This window comes from Pseudomonas sp. LH21, assembly GCF_036549575.1.
Classification (GTDB): Bacteria; Pseudomonadota; Gammaproteobacteria; order Pseudomonadales; family Pseudomonadaceae; genus Aquipseudomonas; species Aquipseudomonas peradeniyensis.
In genome coordinates this window covers 143,143-162,608 of the sequence record NZ_CP144367.1, presented here as the reverse complement: position 1 = coordinate 162,608, position 19,466 = coordinate 143,143, and the positions used below count along the sequence as shown (strand labels likewise).

Sequence of the window (19,466 nt, the reverse complement as noted above, 5' to 3'; positions counted from 1 at the left end):
TAGCGCCTTAAGGGGCAGGCGCAGCGGTTCGCTGCACGGCTGCCAGCAAGGCCGCGGCGCTGGCGCCACGGCAATCCACAATGTCTTTCGCCCCGAGCGCTCGGGCCTGCTCGGCCACCCGGGGGCTGGGCACGAACAGCGGCAAGCGGGAAAACCGCGGCCAATCCGCACCCGCCAGTCGATGCAAGTGTTCCAGACCCTGCCCACTGCTGACCACCAGGCCATTGAGGCGTTCCCCATCGATGCGCTGGGCGAGGGTCGTGGCGGGGTAGTGCGGCAGGCAGCGGCGATACAATTCCAGATAATCGACACTAGCACCTTGCTCGGCAAGACGCTCGGCCAGCAGTTCACGACCTCCGACGCCGCGAACGATAAGGACGCGGGGTGCCGGCCCGGCGATAGCCTCGCGCAGCGCGGGCAGAGCAAGCAAGGCTTCGCTGTCGTCGCCGGCCGCCGGAAAGGCCACCTGCAACCGGTGCTCCTGAAGGATCCGCGCCGTCGCCTCGCCCACCGTGAACCAGCCGGCGGACGGCGGCATCACTCCCGCCTGGGCAAGTTGCTCCAGCAGCAGGCGGGCCGCCGGCTTGCTGACCACGATGATGGCCTGGGCCTCGACGATCGCGCGCAGGCGCTGCACCTGCGCAGCGTCCGGCGCAATCGCCTCGATCACCAGCAATGGCAGGCTGGCGCTGGCAATGCCCGCGTCGGCCAGGGTCTGCGCCAGCGCCGCACAGTCCTCTTCAGGCCGGGTCAGCAGCAGGCGCCAGGGGCTCACGGGTGGCCGGCCTCGCCGTAGACTTCCTTGAGGATCGCCTCGGCGCCCTGCCCAAGCAGGTCTTCGGCGACCTGCACGCCGAGGCGCTCGGCATCGGCACGCGGCGCTCGGGCCTCGGCCACCAGCAAGGTGCCGCCGGAGGGCTGGCCAACCAGGCCGCGTAGCCACAGCTGCTCACCTTCGAGCACCGCGTAGCAGGCGATCGGCACCTGGCAGCCGCCATTGAGGCGCTTGTTCAGGGCACGCTCGGCCACCACCCGGTCGGCGGTGTCGGCATGGTGCAACGGCGCCAGCAAGGCATGGATCTCGGTGTCGGCGCTGCGACATTCGATGCCCACCGCGCCCTGGCCGCCCGCCGGCAGGCTGTCGTCAACGCTGATGGAGGCAGTGATGCGGTCCTCGAAGCCGAGGCGGATCAGGCCGGCGGCGGCGAGGATGATGGCGTCGTACTCACCGGCATCGAGCTTGGCCAGGCGAGTGTTGACGTTGCCGCGCAGGAAGCGAATCTCGAGGTCGGGCCGGCGCGCCAGCAACTGGGCCTGACGGCGCAGGCTGGAGGTACCGACGATGCTGCCGGCCGGCAAGGCCTCGAGGCTGGCGAAGGTGTTGGAAACGAAGGCGTCGCGCGGGTCTTCACGCTCGCAGATGCAGTAGAGGCCCAGGCCCTCGGGGAAGTCCATGGGGACGTCCTTCATCGAGTGCACGGCGATGTCGGCCTCGTTGTCGAGCAGGGCGGTTTCCAGCTCCTTGACGAACAGGCCCTTGCCGCCGATCTTCGCCAGCGGCGCGTCGAGCAGCTTGTCGCCACGGCTGACCATTGGCACCAGGGTCACCAGCAGGCCGGGATGCGCCTGTTCCAGGCGGGCTTTGACGTATTCGGCCTGCCACAGGGCCAAGGCACTTTTACGGGTGGCAATGCGGATTTCGCGAGTGGACATGAAACGCACCGATCCAGAGAAATGCGGTCGATGATAACAGCTCCTCCGGATGTGCCCGCAGATTCAGATCAGCAATCACGCTCCCTGCGCAGATACTGGTCGCGATTTGCGTGGGAGCGGCCTTGGCCCGCGATTGCGATGGCGGATCTTGCACTGCTATCGCGGGGCAAGCCCGCTCCCACGTTCCCTGAAGCCTTTCAGTGCAGGCTCTGCATCATCTTGCGCACCCCCGCCACATGACGGCGGCTGACGGTCAGGGCGTCGCCTTCCAGACCCTTGAGATAGAGCTGGAAATGCCCCAGCGGCGTACGCTGCAGCCGTTCGATGCGCTCACGGGCAACCAGTGCATTACGGTGGATGCGCACGAAGCGCTCGCCAAACTCGTCCTCCAGGGCCTTGAGCGGCTCATCGAGCAGCACCTCGCCCGCCTCATGGCGCAAGGTGACGTACTTGTGGTCAGCGATGAAGTAGATGACCTGGGGAATGGGGATCAACTCGATGCCTTTGCGGGTACGAGCACTGATATGGCTGCGCGGACCGCCACCGGCGTCGCCGGCGGGGCGGGTCAACGCCGCCAGCTGGGCACGGTTGGGTTTTTCCGCCCGGCGCAGGGCATCGCGCAGGGCCTGCGGCTGGATGGGCTTCTCGACGTGGCTCAGGGTGCTGTCCCTGAAGGCTTCGCTGCCGTATTCATCGTCACCGGTGCAGAACACCACCGCCGGCGGCGACTCGCGCTCGCACAGCCGGGCGGCGACCTGCAGGCCATCGAGGCCCGGCATGCCGATATCCAGCAGCACCACATCGGGCTTGAGGCTTTCGATCAGGGTCAGGGCCTCCTCGCCGTTGGTGGCGCTGGGCTCCATCACGGTGTAACCCTCCAGCTCGCCAAGCAGCCGGCTCAGGCGCTCGCGGGCCTGGGGTTCATCATCAACGATCAGGACATTCATAATTGCGCTGGATTCCTGAGTGAGTCTCGCACGGGTATAGCGTAGACAAGTGTGGGCGACCAAAACGCGGTCACGCTACAGACCGGTGCGAAGGCCAAAGATTCACTGGTCTGGCAGATTCAGCACCAGTCCTTTGTCCAACTGTAGACGCTCCGTGGAACACTGCCGTTCAATCGTTGAATATGCCGCACCCCCTTGTAACCGGACGATTCTCGCGACCAGCGCCCTGCGGCGGCGGGCGCAACCCTGCTATGATCGGCGCACTTTTTCCGTTCACGCCTTCAACGAGTGAATCCATGAGCACCGACAAGACCAATCAGTCCTGGGGCGGCCGCTTCAGTGAGCCCGTCGACGCCTTCGTCGCCCGCTTCACCGCCTCGGTCGATTTCGACAAGCGCCTGTACCGCCACGACATCATGGGTTCGATCGCCCACGCCACCATGCTGGCGCAGGTCGGCGTCCTCAGCGATGCCGAGCGCGACACCATCATCGATGGCCTGAAGACCATCCAGGGCGAAATCGAGGCCGGCACCTTCGACTGGCGCGTCGACCTCGAAGACGTGCACATGAACATCGAGGCGCGCCTGACCGACCGCATCGGCATCACCGGCAAGAAACTGCACACCGGCCGCAGCCGCAACGACCAGGTAGCCACCGACATCCGCCTGTGGCTGCGCGACGAGATCGACCTGATCCTGGCCGAGATCACCCGCCTGCAGCAGGGCCTGCTGGAGCAGGCCGAGCGCGAGGCCGAGACCATCATGCCCGGCTTCACCCACCTGCAGACCGCGCAGCCGGTGACCTTCGGCCACCACCTGCTGGCCTGGTTCGAGATGCTCAGCCGCGACTACGAGCGCCTGGTGGATTGCCGCAAGCGCGCCAACCGCATGCCCCTGGGCAGCGCCGCCCTGGCCGGCACCACCTACCCGATCGACCGCGAGCTGACCTGCAAGCTGCTGGGCTTCGAGGCCGTGGGCGGCAACTCGCTGGACAGCGTCTCGGACCGCGACTTCGCCATCGAATTCTGCTCGGCGGCGAGCATCGCGATGATGCACCTGTCGCGCTTCTCCGAAGAGCTGGTGCTGTGGACCAGCGCCCAGTTCCAGTTCGTCGACCTGCCTGATCGTTTCTGCACCGGCAGCTCGATCATGCCGCAGAAGAAGAACCCGGACGTGCCGGAGCTGGTGCGCGGCAAGAGCGGCCGCGTGTTCGGCGCCCTGACCGGCCTGCTGACCCTGATGAAAGGCCAGCCGCTGGCCTACAACAAGGACAACCAGGAAGATAAAGAGCCGCTGTTCGACGCCGCCGACACCCTGCGCGACTCGCTGCGCGCCTTTGCCGACATGATCCCGGCGATCAAGCCCAAGCACGCGATCATGCGCGAAGCGGCCCTGCGCGGCTTCTCCACTGCCACGGACCTGGCCGACTACCTGGTGCGCCGCGGCCTGCCGTTCCGTGATTGCCACGAGATCGTCGGCCATGCGGTGAAGTACGGTGTCGATACCGGCAAGGACCTGGCCGAGATGAGCCTGGACGAACTGCGCCAGTTCAGCGACCAGATCGAGCAGGACGTGTTCGCCGTGCTGACCCTGGAAGGTTCGGTCAACGCCCGCAACCACATCGGCGGTACCGCACCGGCCCAGGTGCGCGCTGCCGTTGCGCGTGGCAAGGCCTTGCTGGCTTCGCGATAAGCGACTGTCTTCAGCTCGAATCGCGGGGCAAGCCCGCTCCCACGCTTGTGGGAGCGGGCTTGCCCCGCGATTGTTTAGAACGTTAGCGCTTGCTCTTGATCATTTCGAGGAACGCCGGCATCGCCGCGTCCTTGTCCGCCACGATCCGCGCCATGTGCGGGTTCTCGCGCAGCTTCTCCAGCAACGCCGTCGCTTGCGGGAAATCCGCCAGGAAGTCGATGTTCAGCACCTTCTTGCCCACCGCGCAGGCTAGGTCGACCGAGAAGCAGAACATCAGGTCAGCGATGGTCAGTTGCTCACCGGCCACGTAAGGCTGGAACCGCCCATTGCGCTTGAGGGTGGCAAAGCCCGCCAGCAGGTCCGCCCGTGCCCGCTCCTTGATCAGCGGCTCCACCGCCGCGCCGAAGAACGCCTCGGCATAGCAGGTACGCGCCGGCAACTCGATATACAGCTCGATCTCCCGCAACAGCTCACGCACCTTGGCCTGCCCGAAGGCATCGGCCGGCAGCAGCGCCTTGCCCGGCTGGGTCTGCTCGATGTAGTCGAGGATGACCCCGGTTTCGCTGATGAAACCGTGCTCGGTCTCAAGCACCGGCACCTTGCCGCGAGGGCTGATGGCCAGGGCTTGAGGCAACTGACCGCCGAAGAACGGCACCTCTTCGAAGGGCACGCCTTTCTCCAGCAAGGCCAGCTTGACCATGTTGTAGTAGTTGCTGACCGCGAATCCATGAAGCTTGAGCATTGAGACAGCCTCCAAGGCCGTATGGGGTTGGCCCGGCTGTTATAGCCCCCTGCCCGTCCCTTGACCAGTGCCATGCTTGGCGCTGATGGCCGGGCATTGCCAACGCAGACATGGCACACTGTGCGCTTCACCACAGGAGTACCGCCATGAGCGAGCACGACGAGATCGACGGCAACGACGAAGAAGCCTTCACCGAGGCCACCCTCACCCAGGCCATCGAGAACCAGATCGAAAGCGGCGAACCCGCGGCGGCCAAGGCCACCTTCAACAAGCTGACCCTGGTCGGCTACGAGCGCGAGGACATCCTCAACCTCATGGCCCACGTGCTGGCCATCGAAATCGACGCCATGCTCGACGAAGACCGCCCGTTCAACACCGAATGGTATGAAACCGCCCTGCGCGCCCTGCCGGAGCTGCCACCTGAGGCGGATCAAGGCGACATCGAATAAACCTGACTACACTCCTGACTTCCATCCTTGTCTCGAAGTCAGGAGTAGCCTATGCCCTTCAACCCCGAACTGATCGCCGAACTGGAAGTGCTTGCCCAGTTCAACCTGGACAGTCACCAGGAAGGCATCAAGGTTTGTAGCGACGCCTCCCCGGCACTGGTCGCCGCAGCCAAGCGCCTGCACGACAAAGGTCTCACTGACCAACCCGACGGCGGCTACCTCACCAGCCTGGGTACTGACGCCGCCGAAAGTATGCAGCTGCTCCTCAGGGTACTTAAGACCCCACAGCCTGCCTGAGTTCACCAAGCCCGCCCCACGTGGGAGCGGGCTTGCCCCGCGATGAGCCCCAGACGAACGTTGTAAAACTGACGTCAAAAAGCCACCAACCCCTTATCCGACCGCCCCACTCAGGCTAAACTCGCCAGTGCTCCCCTGCCTGCCTGAGTGCGCAATGAACCACCCCCATGAAATCCGCCCCGATCTTGACCAAGGCATCGACCGCAAGGAGCTGTCCAAGCTGCGCGCGCGCTTCCTGAAGATCAACCAGGGCCGCCTGGCACGGGCCATGGAGGGGTTGTCCACGCGCCAGCAGCAGGTCCTGACCCTGTTGCCACTGTTCTTCCACGTCAATCACCCGCTGTTGCCGGGCTATGTCTCGGGCACCACCCCCGCTGGCGTGTCCGGCTTCGAGCCCGACAGCGACCTGCTGGCCGAGGCCCAGCGCCTGACCCGCTCGTTCACCTACAAGCCACGCCACGGCAAGCCGCCACAACCGATCCACGGCCTGTTCCTGATGGGCAGCCTGGGCACCCTGGCTCAGGCCGAGCAGAGCGACATGGACCTGTGGGTCTGCCACGCCCCCGACCTGGACGAACAGGCCCTGGCCGACCTGCGGCGCAAGTGCCAGCTGCTCGAGGCCTGGGCCGCCAGCCAGGGCGCCGAGGCGCACCTGTTCCTGATCGAGCCTCGCGGCTTCGTCCAGGGCGAGCGCGACAGCCAGCTCAGCTCCGACGACTGCGGCACCACCCAGCACTACCTGCTGCTCGACGAGTTCTACCGCACCGCCATCTGGCTGGCCGGACGCACACCGCTGTGGTGGCTGGTGCCGGTGTACCAGGAGCATAACTACCGGGACTTCACCCAGACCCTGCTGGCCAAGCGCTTCATCCGCATCACCGACGCCCTGGACCTCGGCAACCTGGCGCACATACCGCCTGGCGAGTATGTCGGCGCCGGGCTTTGGCAGCTGTTCAAGGGCATCGACTCGCCCTACAAATCGCTGCTCAAGCTGCTGCTCACCGAGGCCTACGCCAGCGAACACCCACAGGTGCGCTGCCTGAGCCTGGACTACAAGCAGGCCGTGTTCGCCAACCAGCTGGACCTGGACGAGCTCGACCCCTACGTCATGGTCTACCGGCGCATCGAACGCTACCTGCTCCAGCGCGGTGAATCGGCGCGCCTGGAACTGGTGCGGCGCAGCCTGTACCTGAAAGTGAACAAGAAGCTCAGCGACCTTGGCCGCACCCGCAACGGCGGCTGGCAGCGCCAGCTGCTCGGGCGCCTGACCGAGGAATGGGGCTGGGACGAGCGCCAGCTGGCGCTGCTCGACAGCCGCAGCCAGTGGAAAGTGCGCCAGGTGGCGGTCGAGCGCCGCGAGCTGGTGGCCGAGCTGAACCACAGCTACCGCTTCCTGACCCAGTTCGCCCGCCTGCAGAACGCCAACAGCCGCGCCGACCAGCGCGACCTCAACGTCCTCGGCCGGCGCCTGTATGCCGCCTTCGAGCGTCGGGCCGGCAAGATCGAGGTGATCAACCCGGGCATCGCCCCGGACCTGGCCGAAGACACCCTCACCCTGGTGCACTCGCCCAACCGCAAGGAACCGGGCACCCATCACTGGGGCCTGTACAACGGCAACCTGGGCGTGCACGAGTGGGAACACTTCAGCCCGATCAAGCGCTGCCGCGAGCTGCTCGAACTGCTCACCTGGGCCCATCGCAACGGCGTGATCGACAGCGGCACACGCCTGGCCCTGCACCCTGGCGCCAGCGACCTGAGCGAGTTCGAGCTGTTCAACCTGATCGGCAGCCTGCAACAGAGCATCCCCCTGCCGCTGGAGACGGTCAGCGAGGTGCGCCTGCTGCAACCGAGCGTGGCCGATGAGATCCTGCTGCTGGTGAATGTCGGGGTCGATCCACTGCGCCATCACCGCGACCTGAACATCCTGATGACCACCGAGCGCACCGACTCGCTGAGCTACGCCGGGGTGCGCGAAAACCTGGTGCTGACCCTCGACCAGATCACCCTCAACAGCTGGAACGAGGTGCTGGTGCAGCGCTACGACGGCGAGCATGCGCTGGTGCGCTGCCTGCGCGACTTCCTCAACAGCCTGGGCCAGCGCAGCCACCGCCCGCGGGTGCGGGTGCGCTGCTACTGCCACAACCGCGCCCAGGCCATCAGCCAGCGGGTCGAGGACATCTTCGACACCGTGCAGCTTCTGCTCGACCAGGGTCTGAATCACCGCTACCTGCTGCAGGTGGCCCAGCACACCCACATCCTCGACCTGCAGCCCGGGCAGGTGACCCTGGCCAGCCTCGCCGACCACGACGCGGTGCTGATGGCCCTCGGCGAGGAGCGCAGCCGCTACAGCCCGCTGCACCTGGACGCCCATGCCCTGCAGGACCACGACCTGCCGCTGATCCTGGCCCAGGGTCGCCCCGGCTGCATCCAGGTGTTCTACCGGCTGTTCGAAGGCTGGGCCGACCTGTACGTGCTCGACGAGCACAACGCGCTGTGGCAGCAACGGCTGCCGCTGCAGGACGAGCAGCACCTGCTGCTGCCGCTGCAACGCTTCCTGCAGTCGATGCTGATGCGCCGCGATGCCCAGCTGCCCCTGGACAGCCTGCCGCTGGTGTCCCTGGACATCCTCTACTACCAGTTGCTGCCCTCCGGCCTCGGCAAGGCACGCAGTCTGGAGCCGCGACAGACGCCAATGGACAGCCAGAACCAGGCCTACTACGAAGTTCAGGCGATCCTCCAGGCGGGTACCGGCGACGGGGTGCATGCCACGCTCTACTGCGACCAGCAGGAGTTTTCCGAACTGGAGCATGGCGACCAGCTGTATGCCGTGGTCGCCCGGCAGATCCTGGGTCAGCGGCGCAGCAGCGGCCGTTACCGCTGCTACATCACCGACCTCGACCTGTCCGAGCTGCTGGAGGACGAGCAGGGGTCCACCAGCCTGTACCTGCGCTACAAGCGCGAGCTGGAGCAGGCGCTCAACGATGGGCTGGAACAACTGCAGGCGCGGCTGGAGCCCTGATTCTCTCGGCGCTCACGTACACCTCTGTAGGAGCGGCCTCGTGCCGCGAAAGGGCTGCGTAGCAGCCCCGGACATTTTGCATGATGCGAAGATCCCGGGGCTGCTACGCAGCCCTTTCGCGGCACAAGGCCGCTCCTACACGGAACTGGCGCGGCATCAGAGATCGAAATCCCCTGCCGCCTCCGGCTGGTACTCGACCGCCAGCAGTTCCAGCTTGAGGGTCTTGCCGCCCGGCGCCGGCCAGTCGATCTGGTCGCCCACCGAAAGGCCCAGCAAGGCACAACCGATCGGCGCGAGGATCGAGACATTACCCTCGGGGCCGGCATCCTTCGGATACACCAAGGTCAAGTGATAGTCCTTGCCGCTGGCGATCTCGCGGCAGTGCACCCGCGAGTTCATGGTCACCACGCCGGCTGGCACCTCCTCATGCCCGACCACCTGCTCGGCACGGTCCAGCTCGTCCTGCAGGGCGAGCACACCCGGGGTGCTTTCATCGAGGTCGTCGAGCAGGCGCTCGAGACGCTGCACGTCCAAGCGGGTGAGGGTGAGGGAAGGCTTGGTGCTCATGATCCAGTCAGACTCCTTTGAACAGGCAATTTTCAACAGGCAGATAAAGCAAAACCCCGCCCAAGGGCGGGGTTTACAAAAGGCTGTGGCGTCATCGACGCAGACCCTGACACTACCACAGCGGGGCAAATACTCAAGCCCACACCTTCGTTGTGCCTATGCCGATGCCCGCGTTTTCAGGGCCAGCGCCTCGCGGCAGATCTGCCGACGCCGCTCGTCATCGGCCGAGCGCCACTCGCGGATATGCTCGACATGGCGGTGACAGCCGGTGCAGACCTTGTGCTCATCCAGCCGACATATGCTGATACAAGGTGACGGCACCGCCGGGCTCACGTTGCTGTAGAGCGGCTTGGGTGGCCGGGGCAGGTCGCTCATCTCAGATCTCGTCGAAGTCCAGCTTCTCGCCGGCGCGTTCCCAGACGATGCGTTCGAGCATCTCGCCCAGCAGTTCTTCGCTCTTCTCGCAGACCCACTTGCCGCTCTCTTCGTCGTAGTCGAAGTGGAAGCCGCCGGACTTGTCCGCCAGCCACAGCTGGCGCAGCGGCTCCTGGCGGCTGAAGATCAGCTGGCTGCCGTTGTCGAACTTGACGGTGAGAACGCCGGCGGAGTTCTCCATGTCCAGGTCCATGCCGCTTTCATCGAACAGGTCTTCCAGGGCCTGTTGGGTCGCATCGACCAGGTCGTGGAAACGCGCTTCGCTCAAACTCATTGCAGGGACCTCGAAAAATGGCTGTACACACGCAAGCCGGGCACGATAAGGGCGAACGCCTCAAGCTACAAGCTAATCGCTGTAAGAAAAAGCCGCATGTCCTTCGGTCGCCCACGCCCGCCGAGCGGGGGCGCCCCTTGCATAGGCAATCAGGTGGGCGCTCGGTATACTCGGCCGCAATACTGCATATTTCCAAGGATTTCACCCATGAAACGCCTGATTTCCTCCCTCGCGGCGCTGGTCGCGGTTGCCTGCCTCGTTTCGGCCTGCGGTCAGAAAGGCCCCCTGTACCTGCCTGAAGACGGCAAGGACGGCAAGGGCCCGCGCAAATCGCACCAGCATGCCAAGCCTGTCCAGCCGCAACCGGTGCTGGTGCAGCCGCAAGAGCAGCCAGAAGAGTCGCCCGCGCAGTAAGGAAATCCCATGGACGCATTCAACTACCGCGGCGGCGAGCTGTTCGCGGAAGGGGTGGCCCTGACGGCGATCGCCGAACGCTTCGGCACGCCCACCTACGTGTACTCGCGCGCCCATATCGAGGCCCAGTACCGCAGCTATACCGACGCCTTGCACGGGGTCGAGCACCTGGTCTGCTTCGCGGTCAAGGCCAACTCCAACCTGGGCGTGCTGAACCTGCTGGCGCGCCTGGGCGCGGGCTTCGACATCGTCTCCGGCGGTGAGCTGGAGCGCGTCCTCGCCGCCGGCGGGCGCGCTGATCGCGTGGTGTTCTCCGGGGTCGGCAAGACCCGTGACGACATGCGCCGCGCCCTGGAAGTGGGCGTGCACTGCTTCAATGTCGAGTCCACCGACGAGCTCGAGCGCCTCCAGGTCGTTGCCGCCGAAATGGGCAAGACGGCACCGGTTTCGCTACGTGTGAACCCGGACGTCGACGCCGGCACCCATCCGTACATCTCCACCGGTCTCAAAGAGAACAAGTTCGGCATCGCCATCGCCGACGCCGAGGCGATCTACGTGCGTGCCGCGCAGCTGCCGAACCTGGACGTGGTCGGCGTCGACTGCCACATCGGCTCGCAGCTGACCACCGTCGAGCCCTTCCTCGACGCCCTCGACCGCCTGCTGGTACTGGTCGATCGCCTGGCCGAGTGCGGTATCCACCTGCGCCACCTGGACCTCGGCGGCGGTGTCGGCGTGCGCTACCGCGACGAACAGCCACCGCTGCTGGCCGACTACATCGCGGCCATTCGCGAACGCGTCGGCGAGCGCGACCTGGCCCTGGTGTTCGAGCCGGGCCGCTACATCGTCGCCAACGGCGGCGTGCTGCTGACCCGCGTGGAATACTTGAAGCACACCGAGCACAAGGACTTCGCCATCATCGACGCGGCCATGAACGACCTGATCCGTCCCGCCCTGTACCAGGCCTGGATGGACGTCAGCGCGGTCAAGCCCCGTGAAGGCGAAGGCCGGGTCTACGACCTGGTCGGCCCGATCTGCGAGACCGGCGACTTCCTGGGCAAGGACCGCGTACTGGACCTGGCCGAGGGCGACCTGCTGGCCGTCCGCTCCGCGGGCGCCTATGGTTTCGTCATGAGCTCCAACTACAACACCCGTGGCCGTTGCGCCGAAGTGCTGGTCGATGGCGACCAGGCCTTCGAAGTGCGTCGCCGCGAGACCGTCGCCGAATTGTTCGCCGGCGAAAGCCTGCTGCCGGAGTGAGCCCATGCTGCTGCGTTTCACCAAGATGCACGGGCTGGGCAACGACTTCATGGTCCTCGACCTGGTCAGCCAGCACGCGCACATCCAACCCAAGCACGCCAAGCAATGGGGCGACCGCAACACCGGCATCGGCTTCGACCAGCTGCTGATCGTCGAGGCGCCTAACAACCCGGATGTGGACTTCCGCTACCGGATCTTCAATGCCGACGGCTCCGAGGTCGAGCAGTGCGGCAACGGCGCGCGCTGCTTCGCCCGCTTCGTGCTGGACAAGCGCCTGACTGCCAAGAAGCGCATTCGCGTCGAGACCAAGGGCGGCATCATCGAGCTCGATGTGCGCAACGACGGCCAGATCTGCGTCGACATGGGGCCGCCACGCTTCGCCCCGGCCGAGATCCCGTTCATCGCCGACGAGCAGGCCAGCAGCTATGCGCTGGAAGTCGATGGCCAGGTGCACCAGATCGCCGCGGTGTCCATGGGCAACCCGCATTCGGTGCTGCGCGTCGACGACGTGCGCAGTGCGCCGGTCCATGAACTGGGCCCGAAGATCGAGCATCACCCGCGCTTCCCGCAGCGGGTCAACGCCGGCTTCATCCAGGTGGTCGACCGCCACCGCGCCAACCTGCGGGTATGGGAGCGTGGCGCCGGCGAGACCCAGGCCTGCGGCACCGGCGCCTGCGCCGCGGCCGTGGCGGCGATCAGCCAGGGCTGGATGGACTCGCCGGTGACCATCGACCTGCCGGGTGGACGCCTGAGCATCGAGTGGGCCGGCCCAGGCAAGCCGGTGCTGATGACCGGCCCCGCCGTCCGCGTGTTCGAAGGACAAGTTCGTCTCTAAGCGAGTATCCGCCATGACCGATCAGCCTAACGTTGCATCCCCGCAGGCCCGTGAGCTCGATGCCGAAGCGGTGGTCGCGTACCTGCGCGCCCACCCGACCTTCTTCGCCGAGCACGACGAACTGCTGCTCGAACAGCGCATCCCCCACCAGCGCGGCGACAGCGTGTCGCTGGTGGAGCGCCAGCTCAAGCTGCTGCGCGACCGCAACATCGAGATGCGCCATCGCCTGTCGCAGCTGATGGACGTGGCCCGCGACAACGACCGGCTGTTCGACAAGACCCGCCGGCTGATCCTCGACCTGCTCGACGCCGGCACCCTCGAAGAGGTGGTGATGGCGGTCGAGGACAGCCTGCGCCAGGAGTTCCAGGTGCCCTTCGTCAGCCTGATCCTGTTCGGCGAGAACGCCGCGCCCGTGGGCCGCTGGGTTTCCGGTGCCGAGGCGCAGCATGCCATCGGCGGGCTGATCGGCGGCGGCAAGACCATCAGCGGCAGCCTGCGCGAGCATGAACTGGCCTTCCTGTTCGGCGATGCCCAGCACAAGGAAGTCGGTTCCAGCGCCGTGGCCACCCTCGAGTACCAGGGCCTGCACGGCGTGCTGGCGATCGGCAGCCGCGACCCGCAGCACTACAAGAGCAGTGTCGGCACTCTGTTCCTCAGCTACATCGCCGAAGTGCTCGGCCGCGTGGTGCCGCGCTTCACCCAGACGCTGCGCTCGGTGCGCTGATGGAACGCCAGCTGGAGGCTTATTGCGCTCACCTGCGCAACGAGCGCCAGGTGTCCGAGCACACCCTGCTGGCCTACCGTCGCGACCTTGAGAAAGTCATCGAATTCTGCAACACCCAGGGTATCGCCGGCTGGGGCGCCCTGCAGGTCCAGCAACTGCGCCAGCTGGTCGCCCGCCAGCACCACCACGGCCAGTCCTCGCGCAGCCTGGCGCGCCTGCTTTCGGCGGTGCGCGGCCTGTACCGCTACCTCAACCGCGAAGGCCATTGCCAGCACGACCCGGCCAACGGCCTGGCGCCGCCCAAAGGTGAGCGGCGCCTGCCCAAGGTGCTGGACACCGACCGCGCCCTGCAACTGCTCGATGGCGGCGTCGACGATGAATTCATCGCCCGCCGCGACCAGGCGATCCTCGAACTGTTCTACTCGTCCGGCCTGCGCCTGTCGGAACTGACCGGGCTCGACCTCGAACACCTGGACCTGGCCGCCGGGCTGGTGCAGGTGCACGGCAAGGGCGGCAAGAGCCGCGTGCTGCCGGTCGGCCGCAAGGCCCGTGAGGCGCTGCAGGCGTGGCTCAAGCTGCGTGGCATTGCCGGCCCACGGGACGGCGCGGTGTTCCTCAGCCGCCAGGGCAAGCGCCTCGGCCCCCGCGCCATCCAGCTGCGGGTCAAGGCCGCCGGCGAGCGCGAGCTCGGCCAGCACCTGCACCCGCACATGCTTCGCCATTCCTTCGCCAGCCACCTGCTGGAGTCGTCCCAGGACCTGCGCGCGGTGCAGGAGATGCTCGGCCACGCCGACATCAGCACCACGCAGATCTACACCCACCTGGACTTCCAGCACCTGGCCGCGGTGTACGACAGCGCCCACCCTCGGGCCAAACGCAGCAAGGACACGGACTCATGAGCATCAAGCTGATCACCTTCGACCTGGACGACACCCTCTGGGACACCGCGCCGGTCATCGCCAGCGCCGAAGTCGTCCTGCGCGACTGGCTCGAAGCCAACGCGCCGATCCTCGGCGGCGTGCCGGTGGAGCACCTGTTCGCCATCCGCGAGCGCCTGGTGCAGGCCGAACCGGGCCTCAAGCACCGCATCAGCGCCCTGCGCCGGCGGGTGCTGTTCCACGCCCTGGAAGAAGTCGGCTACAGCGAGAAACACGCCCAGGAGCTGGCCAACGAGGGCTTCGAGGTGTTCCTGCATGCCCGGCACCAGGTGGAGGTGTTCCCCGAGGTACAGCCGGTGCTGGAGATCCTGCGCCACCACTACACCCTCGGCGTGGTCACCAATGGCAATGCCGACGTGCGCCGCCTGGGGCTGGCGGACTACTTCCGCTTCGCCCTGTGCGCCGAGGACCTGGGCATCGGCAAACCGGACCCGGCACCGTTCCTCGAAGCGCTGAAGCGCGGCGAGGTGGACGCCGGGGCGGCGGTGCACGTCGGCGACCACCCGGGCGACGACATCGCCGGCGCCCAGCGCGCCGGCTTGCGCGCGGTGTGGTTCAACCCACAGCACAAGCCCTGGAGTGGCGAGCAGGCGCCGGATGCGGAGATCCAGCGGCTGTCGCAGTTGCCCGACGTGCTGGCGCGCTGGCGCTGACCGGGCTTTGCACTCTGCAGCCAAATAGGTTGTTCGTGGGAGCGGGCTTGCCCCGCGATGGCGGTATCAGCGCCAAACCGCCATCGCGGGGCAAGCCCGCTCCCACGTTGGTCTGACTAACAGTCGCCCACAAAAAAGCCCGCAGCGACGGCGGGCTTTTTTGCGTTCAGCCACTCAGATAGGGCGGCTGCCGTACTTGTTGTCCGGCTTCTTGGGCGGATCGGCGACCACGTTGGCCTCCACTTCCTGCACCTTGCCACCGCGCGACAGGAATTCTTCCATCGCCTTGGCCAGCGCATCGCGCTCTTTCTGCTTGGCTTCCATGCTCGGCATCTCGTCTACCGAGACCGCCGCCTTGGACTTGCCCTTGGCCGCCGGAGCCGGGCTGCTGTCGTCGTCGCCGGCGTCTTCCGCGCCGTCGTCAGCAGCCGCTTCAAGGCCGTCATCAGCCTCGTCTTCGTCGCCTACCTCGAGGTCATCATTTTCCAGATCGTCGTCGCTCATGTTCTACCTCATGACTTGCGAAAAGCAGGTTAGTTATAGACCGGTGCAGCCGTAGACCGGCAGCCACCAGTGAAAATTCAACTGGCCGTGGATTGGCCACTGCCCTGGGTGTCCACCCCCTCATGGGGGGCCCGGCACCCTGCAGGCCCTGCTCCTGGCAAGGCCTGACAAAATTTTTGAGCCCTTGCTGGCCACAGGCTATTGGCAAGCCTAGCAAAGGGTAGCGAAGTGTGTGGACTACTCGTCCAGCTTCCTTCGGCGCGCATTCTAGCGCGCTCGCAGAAAAAGCAAAGCACCAGAAACACCCGATGGCTTGTAAGTTTTAACCCCGGGTCGCGATCAGCGCAGGGAAACCGTTTGCCCCAGGCCAAACGGCAAATTACAGGCAAAAAAATGCCCGGCGAACCGGGCAAGTTTTCCAGCATCGCGGTTACAGGTTGTAGCCGCGCTCGTTGTGTTGAGCCAGGTCGAGGCCGACCGACTCTTCTTCTTCGCTGACCCGCAGCCCCATCACCAGGTCGAGGACCTTGAGGATCACGTAGGTGACGATGGCGGTGTAGACCACGGTGAAGATCACGCCCTTGGCCTGGATCCAGAACTGCGCGGCGATGTCGGTGACCGCGCCGAAGCCGCCCAGGGCAGGCGCCGCGAACACGCCGGTGAGCAGGGCGCCGATGATGCCGCCGATGCCGTGCACGCCGAAGGCGTCCAGAGAGTCGTCGTAGCCCAGCTTGCGCTTGAGGCTGGTGGCACAGAAGTAGCAGACCACGCCGGACACCAAGCCGATCACCAGGGCGCCCATCGGGCCGACGGTGCCGGCGGCCGGGGTGATGGCGACCAGGCCGGCGACCACGCCCGAAGCAATGCCTAGGGCGCTTGGCTTGCCGTGGAAGATCCACTCGGCGAACATCCAGCCCAGGGCGGCGGCGGCGGTGGCGATCTGGGTCACCAGCATGGCCATGCCGGCGGTGCCGTTGGCCGCGGCAGCGGAACCTGCGTTGAAGCCGAACCAGCCGATCCACAGCATGGCCGCGCCCATCAGGGTGTAGCCCAGGTTGTGCGGGGCCATCGGCGTGGTCGGGTAGCCCTTGCGCTTGCCCAGCACCAGGCAGCAGACCAGGCCGGCGATACCGGCGTTGATGTGCACCACGGTGCCGCCGGCGAAGTCCAGCACGCCCCAGTCCCACATCAGCGCGCCGTCACCGCTCCAGACCATGTGCGCGATCGGCGCATAGACCAGGGTGAACCACACGCCCATGAAGATCAGCATCGCCGAGAACTTCATGCGTTCGGCGAACGCACCGACGATCAGCGCCGGGGTGATGATGGCGAAGGTCATCTGGAAGGTGATGAACACCGCCTCGGGGAACAGCGCGGCGGCCGAGGTCAGGCCCGACGGCGTAACGCCGTTGAGGAAGGCCTTGGAGAAGCCACCGATGAAGGAATTGAAGTTGAGCACGCCCTTTTCCATACCGGCGGTATCGAAAGCCAGGCTGTAGCCGTAGATGACCCACAGGATGCTGATCAACCCGGTGATGGCGAAACACTGCATCATCACCGACAGCACGTTCTTCGAGCGCACCATGCCGCCGTAGAACAGGGCCAGGCCCGGGATGGTCATGAACAGGACCAGTGCCGTCGAGGTGAGCATCCAGGCGGTGTCGCCGGAGTTCAGCACGGGGGCGGCAGTTTCCTCGGCCAGGGCCAGCCCTGGCATTACGAGGGACAATAGGGCTCCTAGCCCTGCGATCTTGCGCAGAGTCATGTTGTTTTCTCCTGGGGCGTTGGGTTTGGTGAGGCTTGGTTTGGCGCTTAGATCGCGTCGGTATCGGTCTCGCCGGTACGGATGCGGATCGCCTGCTCCAGATTGACCACGAAGATCTTGCCGTCGCCGATCTTGCCGGTGTTGGCCGCCTTGGTGATGGCTTCGATCACCCGATCGAGGTCCTTGTCGTCGATGGCGACATCGATCTTCACCTTGGGCAGGAAATCGACCACATATTCAGCGCCGCGATACAGCTCGGTGTGACCCTTCTGCCGGCCGAAGCCTTTGACTTCGGTCACGGTGATGCCCTGCACGCCGATTTCCGACAGCGACTCGCGCACGTCGTCCAGCTTGAACGGCTTGATGATGGCAGTGACTAGCTTCATGAAACTCTCTCCCGATTTGGTGGACTTGCCCCAGGAAAACAAACCCGTCTCAAGTCTAAGCGCAGCGCCTGGCTTTGTAACGCGTCGTCGGCTCCATCCTCCCCGCCGACGCACGATCCGGCTGTGACGAAGAACCTTCCGGCTCCGCCTGCGCACTGCCTGGTCACAAGGGACTGCATCAGTGCATGGCTCAGTCAGGTCTTTGCAGAAACCTTGCCAGTTGGCGCAATTCACGGGAAAACAGGTAGTTGCGTGAACCGGCAGGGATTGGCCAATCGCCAGCAGGGAAAAAGCGCACAAAATCGGTGCGCGACCTTTGGCCGCCCTGCGCGAAAAGCGTGCAACGCAAGTGGCCCGGAGCCCCGTGCTACACTGCTGCCCTTTCAGTGATCAGCGGATACCAGACATGCTCGCGCCCAAAGCCTTCCTCGATGCCCTGAGCGACCAGGCCTCGCGCCTGTTCAGCGGTGACACCGCCGCGCCCCGCGCCGAACTGGAAAGCCAGTTCAAGGTGCTGATGCAGGGTGCCTTCAGCAAGCTCGACCTGGTCAGCCGCGAGGAGTTCGACAGCCAGATGGTGGTGCTGGCCCGCACCCGCGCCCGCCTCGAAGCCCTCGAGCGGCAGTTCGCCGAGCTGGAAGCAAGGATCGCCCCGCCTACTCAGGAATAAGCCATGCAGCCGTCCAGCGATTACCCGGTATTGCTGTTCTCCTACGGCACCTTGCAGGACAAGGCCGTGCAACTGGCCAACTTCGGCCGTGAACTGACCGGCCAGGCCGACCGCATGCCGGGCTATCGCCGGGACTGGGTGCAGATCACCGACCCGCAAGTGCTGGCCACCAGCGGCAAGAGCCACCACCCCATCGTCTCCCCCAGCGAGCGGGCCGAAGACAGCGTCGCCGGCATGGTCTTCCAGATCAGCGAACAAGAGCTGGCCGCCGCCGACCGCTACGAAGTGTCGGACTACAAGCGTATCGCCGTCGGCCTCGCCTCGGGGCTGACCGCCTGGGTTTACGTACGCGCCTGAATGCCTCGTGCGTGGTGATTGATCACACGGAGTGCTTCCCCATGAAAGTCAGTGCGCGCAATGTCTTCGAAGGTACCGGCACCGAGGTGTATGCCATCGTCACTCGCGAAGCGGTGCAGGAGCTCGGCCTGAAGCCGGGCGTGAAGGCCACCGCGCTGATCAAGGCCTCGCACGTCATCCTGGGCGCCAAACCCTGAAAACCGATGATGCGTTGCACAGAGCGCCGAGTTGATAGCATGACCAGCGTGGGAGCGGGCTTGCCCCGCGATTGCACTTGAGCACCACGCTGGATTAATTCACCTTGCAGCAGATGAAACATATTTAAGTTACGCCTTCCCGGTTGACTTCCCCGCTATGCTTTGCATAAAGTTCACCCGCCCCGAAAAGCGGGCCTTTATTTCAACTCACGAAGAATTCAATGGACACAGTATCTAGTCGCTGTCTGGCGGCCTTTGGCCGCCAGGCACTTGAACCGGAACTCCGGGCCCGCCCCTAGGTCGGGCAAGCCGCGCCAGAGCCTGTTGCTCCGCCGTAGCTTGCCGCCCCGGGTGCCCGCCCGGTCGGAGGCAAGCTCATGAACCTCGATATCGCCATCCCACGCCTGCGCGCCTGTGCGCACAAGGCCCCGCACCGTCCTGTCCTCGGCTGGGGCCTGTCCTCGTCCCTGGAACCGCCCAGTCGATAGCGCGCCCGTTACTGCCTGCAGTGACGCGCGCGAGGCTGTCCGTTCGCTGAACCGACGCCATATAAATCGTCAGAAACTTCCGAATTTTAAATAATTAAAGTTCGTTGGAGTTCTATTGCCCGCTATTTAGCAAAGGAATTAACC

Annotated in this window: 22 protein-coding genes and 1 pseudogene; 13 read left to right on the top strand and 10 right to left on the bottom strand. The window is 65.4% G+C overall.

All coding sequences use genetic code 11. The features are described from left to right. Positions 1-7 precede the first annotated feature (7 nt). From VUG52_RS00790 to VUG52_RS00780, 3 genes are all read right to left on the bottom strand, one after another. Positions 8-775, bottom strand: coding sequence for a uroporphyrinogen-III synthase (locus tag VUG52_RS00790; protein ID WP_050703280.1), 768 nt, complete (start codon positions 773-775; stop codon positions 8-10). Next, positions 772-1,713 carry a hydroxymethylbilane synthase gene (hemC, locus tag VUG52_RS00785; protein ID WP_050703279.1) on the bottom strand — a complete coding sequence of 314 codons (942 nt, stop codon included), beginning with the start codon at positions 1,711-1,713 and terminating at the stop codon, positions 772-774. The genes VUG52_RS00790 and hemC overlap by 4 nt, the downstream gene beginning before the upstream one ends. 197 nt (positions 1,714-1,910) lie before the next feature. After that, entirely contained in the window at positions 1,911-2,660 is a 750-nt protein-coding gene (locus VUG52_RS00780; RefSeq protein ID WP_050703278.1) for a LytR/AlgR family response regulator transcription factor, read from the bottom strand. A 296-nt stretch (positions 2,661-2,956) separates the two neighbouring features. On the opposite strand from VUG52_RS00780, the gene argH reads away from it, so the two are divergent. After that, positions 2,957-4,351, top strand: coding sequence for an argininosuccinate lyase (gene argH / locus VUG52_RS00775; RefSeq protein ID WP_050703277.1), 1,395 nt, complete (start codon positions 2,957-2,959; stop codon positions 4,349-4,351). Between the two features lie 82 nt (positions 4,352-4,433). On the opposite strand, the gene VUG52_RS00770 is transcribed toward argH, so the two are convergent. Then, complete coding sequence (locus VUG52_RS00770) at positions 4,434-5,093, bottom strand: glutathione S-transferase (protein WP_050703276.1); 660 nt, start codon at positions 5,091-5,093, stop codon at positions 4,434-4,436. 146 nt (positions 5,094-5,239) lie between these two features. Here VUG52_RS00770 and VUG52_RS00765 point away from each other — a divergent pair, with 146 nt between their 5' ends. From VUG52_RS00765 to VUG52_RS00755, 3 genes are all read left to right on the top strand, one after another. Beyond that, a complete protein-coding gene (locus tag VUG52_RS00765; protein ID WP_028688611.1) occupies positions 5,240-5,542 on the top strand; it encodes a hypothetical protein in 303 nt (100 codons plus the stop codon). Between the two features lie 51 nt (positions 5,543-5,593). Next, positions 5,594-5,839, top strand: a complete 246-nt coding sequence (locus VUG52_RS00760) for a TIGR02647 family protein (RefSeq protein ID WP_050703275.1) — start codon at positions 5,594-5,596, stop codon at positions 5,837-5,839. Positions 5,840-5,993: 154 nt separating this feature from the next. Then, positions 5,994-8,858, top strand: a complete 2,865-nt coding sequence (locus VUG52_RS00755; RefSeq protein WP_050703274.1) for a class I adenylate cyclase — start codon at positions 5,994-5,996, stop codon at positions 8,856-8,858. 156 nt (positions 8,859-9,014) lie between these two features. Here the strand turns inward: VUG52_RS00755 and rnk are convergent, their stop codons facing one another. The 3 genes from rnk to cyaY form a co-directional block, all read right to left on the bottom strand. Then, the gene (gene rnk, locus VUG52_RS00750; protein ID WP_050703273.1) at positions 9,015-9,425 is read right to left on the bottom strand and encodes a nucleoside diphosphate kinase regulator; all 411 of its coding nucleotides are present in this window, start codon (positions 9,423-9,425) and stop codon (positions 9,015-9,017) included. A gap of 156 nt (positions 9,426-9,581) precedes the next feature. After that, positions 9,582-9,800: a DUF1289 domain-containing protein gene (locus VUG52_RS00745; RefSeq protein ID WP_050703272.1), complete on the bottom strand. Its 219-nt coding sequence runs from the start codon at positions 9,798-9,800 to the stop codon at positions 9,582-9,584. Position 9,801: 1 nt separating this feature from the next. Then, positions 9,802-10,134, bottom strand: coding sequence for an iron donor protein CyaY (gene cyaY / locus VUG52_RS00740; RefSeq protein ID WP_028688616.1), 333 nt, complete (start codon positions 10,132-10,134; stop codon positions 9,802-9,804). 207 nt (positions 10,135-10,341) lie between these two features. Between cyaY and lptM the strand changes: the two genes are divergently transcribed. From lptM to VUG52_RS00710, 6 genes are read left to right on the top strand one after another with little or no spacing between them, the layout of a single operon-like run. Further along, entirely contained in the window at positions 10,342-10,548 is a 207-nt protein-coding gene (gene lptM / locus VUG52_RS00735) for an LPS translocon maturation chaperone LptM (protein WP_050703271.1), read from the top strand. Between the two features lie 9 nt (positions 10,549-10,557). Then, on the top strand, positions 10,558-11,805 hold the full coding sequence (gene lysA, locus VUG52_RS00730; protein WP_050703270.1) for a diaminopimelate decarboxylase: 1,248 nt from the start codon (positions 10,558-10,560) through the stop codon (positions 11,803-11,805). A gap of 4 nt (positions 11,806-11,809) precedes the next feature. After that, positions 11,810-12,640 carry a diaminopimelate epimerase gene (dapF, locus tag VUG52_RS00725; protein WP_050703269.1) on the top strand — a complete coding sequence of 277 codons (831 nt, stop codon included), beginning with the start codon at positions 11,810-11,812 and terminating at the stop codon, positions 12,638-12,640. 13 nt (positions 12,641-12,653) lie between these two features. Beyond that, positions 12,654-13,364, top strand: a complete 711-nt coding sequence (locus VUG52_RS00720) for a DUF484 family protein (RefSeq protein WP_050703268.1) — start codon at positions 12,654-12,656, stop codon at positions 13,362-13,364. Continuing rightward, a complete protein-coding gene (xerC, locus tag VUG52_RS00715; protein ID WP_050703267.1) occupies positions 13,364-14,263 on the top strand; it encodes a tyrosine recombinase XerC in 900 nt (299 codons plus the stop codon). Before VUG52_RS00720 ends, xerC begins: the two co-directional genes overlap by 1 nt. Further along, positions 14,260-14,955, top strand: a complete 696-nt coding sequence (locus VUG52_RS00710; RefSeq protein ID WP_046853674.1) for an HAD family hydrolase — start codon at positions 14,260-14,262, stop codon at positions 14,953-14,955. The genes xerC and VUG52_RS00710 overlap by 4 nt, the downstream gene beginning before the upstream one ends. A 174-nt stretch (positions 14,956-15,129) precedes the next feature. On the opposite strand, the gene sutA is transcribed toward VUG52_RS00710, so the two are convergent. The 3 genes from sutA to glnK form a co-directional block, all read right to left on the bottom strand. After that, on the bottom strand, positions 15,130-15,459 hold the full coding sequence (gene sutA, locus VUG52_RS00705; protein ID WP_023632536.1) for a transcriptional regulator SutA: 330 nt from the start codon (positions 15,457-15,459) through the stop codon (positions 15,130-15,132). A 430-nt stretch (positions 15,460-15,889) separates the two neighbouring features. Beyond that, on the bottom strand, positions 15,890-17,224 hold the full coding sequence (locus tag VUG52_RS00700; RefSeq protein ID WP_050703266.1) for an ammonium transporter: 1,335 nt from the start codon (positions 17,222-17,224) through the stop codon (positions 15,890-15,892). A 47-nt stretch (positions 17,225-17,271) separates the two neighbouring features. Continuing rightward, on the bottom strand, positions 17,272-17,610 hold the full coding sequence (glnK, locus tag VUG52_RS00695; RefSeq protein ID WP_002555808.1) for a P-II family nitrogen regulator: 339 nt from the start codon (positions 17,608-17,610) through the stop codon (positions 17,272-17,274). A gap of 406 nt (positions 17,611-18,016) precedes the next feature. Between glnK and VUG52_RS00690 the strand changes: the two genes are divergently transcribed. The 3 genes and pseudogenes from VUG52_RS00690 to VUG52_RS00680 form a co-directional block, all read left to right on the top strand. Then, positions 18,017-18,280: an accessory factor UbiK family protein gene (locus VUG52_RS00690; RefSeq protein ID WP_050703265.1), complete on the top strand. Its 264-nt coding sequence runs from the start codon at positions 18,017-18,019 to the stop codon at positions 18,278-18,280. Positions 18,281-18,283: 3 nt separating this feature from the next. Beyond that, a complete protein-coding gene (locus VUG52_RS00685; protein WP_050703264.1) occupies positions 18,284-18,637 on the top strand; it encodes a gamma-glutamylcyclotransferase family protein in 354 nt (117 codons plus the stop codon). 26 nt (positions 18,638-18,663) lie between these two features. Further along, positions 18,664-18,834: pseudogene (locus VUG52_RS00680) on the top strand (TOBE domain-containing protein); the annotation flags it as partial. Positions 18,835-19,466: the final 632 nt, after the last annotated feature.

Bases quoted from the DNA above. Each gene is read 5' to 3' on its own strand.
- hemC (WP_050703279.1), bottom strand. From the start codon at position 1,713: ATGTCCACTCGCGAAATCCGCATTGCCACCCGTAAAAGTGCCTTGGCC.
- VUG52_RS00780 (WP_050703278.1), bottom strand. From the start codon at position 2,660: ATGAATGTCCTGATCGTTGATGATGAACCCCAGGCCCGCGAGCGCCTG.
- argH (WP_050703277.1), top strand. From the start codon at position 2,957: ATGAGCACCGACAAGACCAATCAGTCCTGGGGCGGCCGCTTCAGTGAG.
- VUG52_RS00770 (WP_050703276.1), bottom strand. From the start codon at position 5,093: ATGCTCAAGCTTCATGGATTCGCGGTCAGCAACTACTACAACATGGTC.
- VUG52_RS00765 (WP_028688611.1), top strand. From the start codon at position 5,240: ATGAGCGAGCACGACGAGATCGACGGCAACGACGAAGAAGCCTTCACC.
- VUG52_RS00760 (WP_050703275.1), top strand. From the start codon at position 5,594: ATGCCCTTCAACCCCGAACTGATCGCCGAACTGGAAGTGCTTGCCCAG.
- VUG52_RS00755 (WP_050703274.1), top strand. From the start codon at position 5,994: ATGAACCACCCCCATGAAATCCGCCCCGATCTTGACCAAGGCATCGAC.
- rnk (WP_050703273.1), bottom strand. From the start codon at position 9,425: ATGAGCACCAAGCCTTCCCTCACCCTCACCCGCTTGGACGTGCAGCGT.
- VUG52_RS00745 (WP_050703272.1), bottom strand. From the start codon at position 9,800: ATGAGCGACCTGCCCCGGCCACCCAAGCCGCTCTACAGCAACGTGAGC.
- cyaY (WP_028688616.1), bottom strand. From the start codon at position 10,134: ATGAGTTTGAGCGAAGCGCGTTTCCACGACCTGGTCGATGCGACCCAA.
- lptM (WP_050703271.1), top strand. From the start codon at position 10,342: ATGAAACGCCTGATTTCCTCCCTCGCGGCGCTGGTCGCGGTTGCCTGC.
- lysA (WP_050703270.1), top strand. From the start codon at position 10,558: ATGGACGCATTCAACTACCGCGGCGGCGAGCTGTTCGCGGAAGGGGTG.
- dapF (WP_050703269.1), top strand. From the start codon at position 11,810: ATGCTGCTGCGTTTCACCAAGATGCACGGGCTGGGCAACGACTTCATG.
- VUG52_RS00720 (WP_050703268.1), top strand. From the start codon at position 12,654: ATGACCGATCAGCCTAACGTTGCATCCCCGCAGGCCCGTGAGCTCGAT.
- xerC (WP_050703267.1), top strand. From the start codon at position 13,364: ATGGAACGCCAGCTGGAGGCTTATTGCGCTCACCTGCGCAACGAGCGC.
- VUG52_RS00710 (WP_046853674.1), top strand. From the start codon at position 14,260: ATGAGCATCAAGCTGATCACCTTCGACCTGGACGACACCCTCTGGGAC.
- sutA (WP_023632536.1), bottom strand. From the start codon at position 15,459: ATGAGCGACGACGATCTGGAAAATGATGACCTCGAGGTAGGCGACGAA.
- VUG52_RS00700 (WP_050703266.1), bottom strand. From the start codon at position 17,224: ATGACTCTGCGCAAGATCGCAGGGCTAGGAGCCCTATTGTCCCTCGTA.
- glnK (WP_002555808.1), bottom strand. From the start codon at position 17,610: ATGAAGCTAGTCACTGCCATCATCAAGCCGTTCAAGCTGGACGACGTG.
- VUG52_RS00690 (WP_050703265.1), top strand. From the start codon at position 18,017: ATGCTCGCGCCCAAAGCCTTCCTCGATGCCCTGAGCGACCAGGCCTCG.
- VUG52_RS00685 (WP_050703264.1), top strand. From the start codon at position 18,284: ATGCAGCCGTCCAGCGATTACCCGGTATTGCTGTTCTCCTACGGCACC.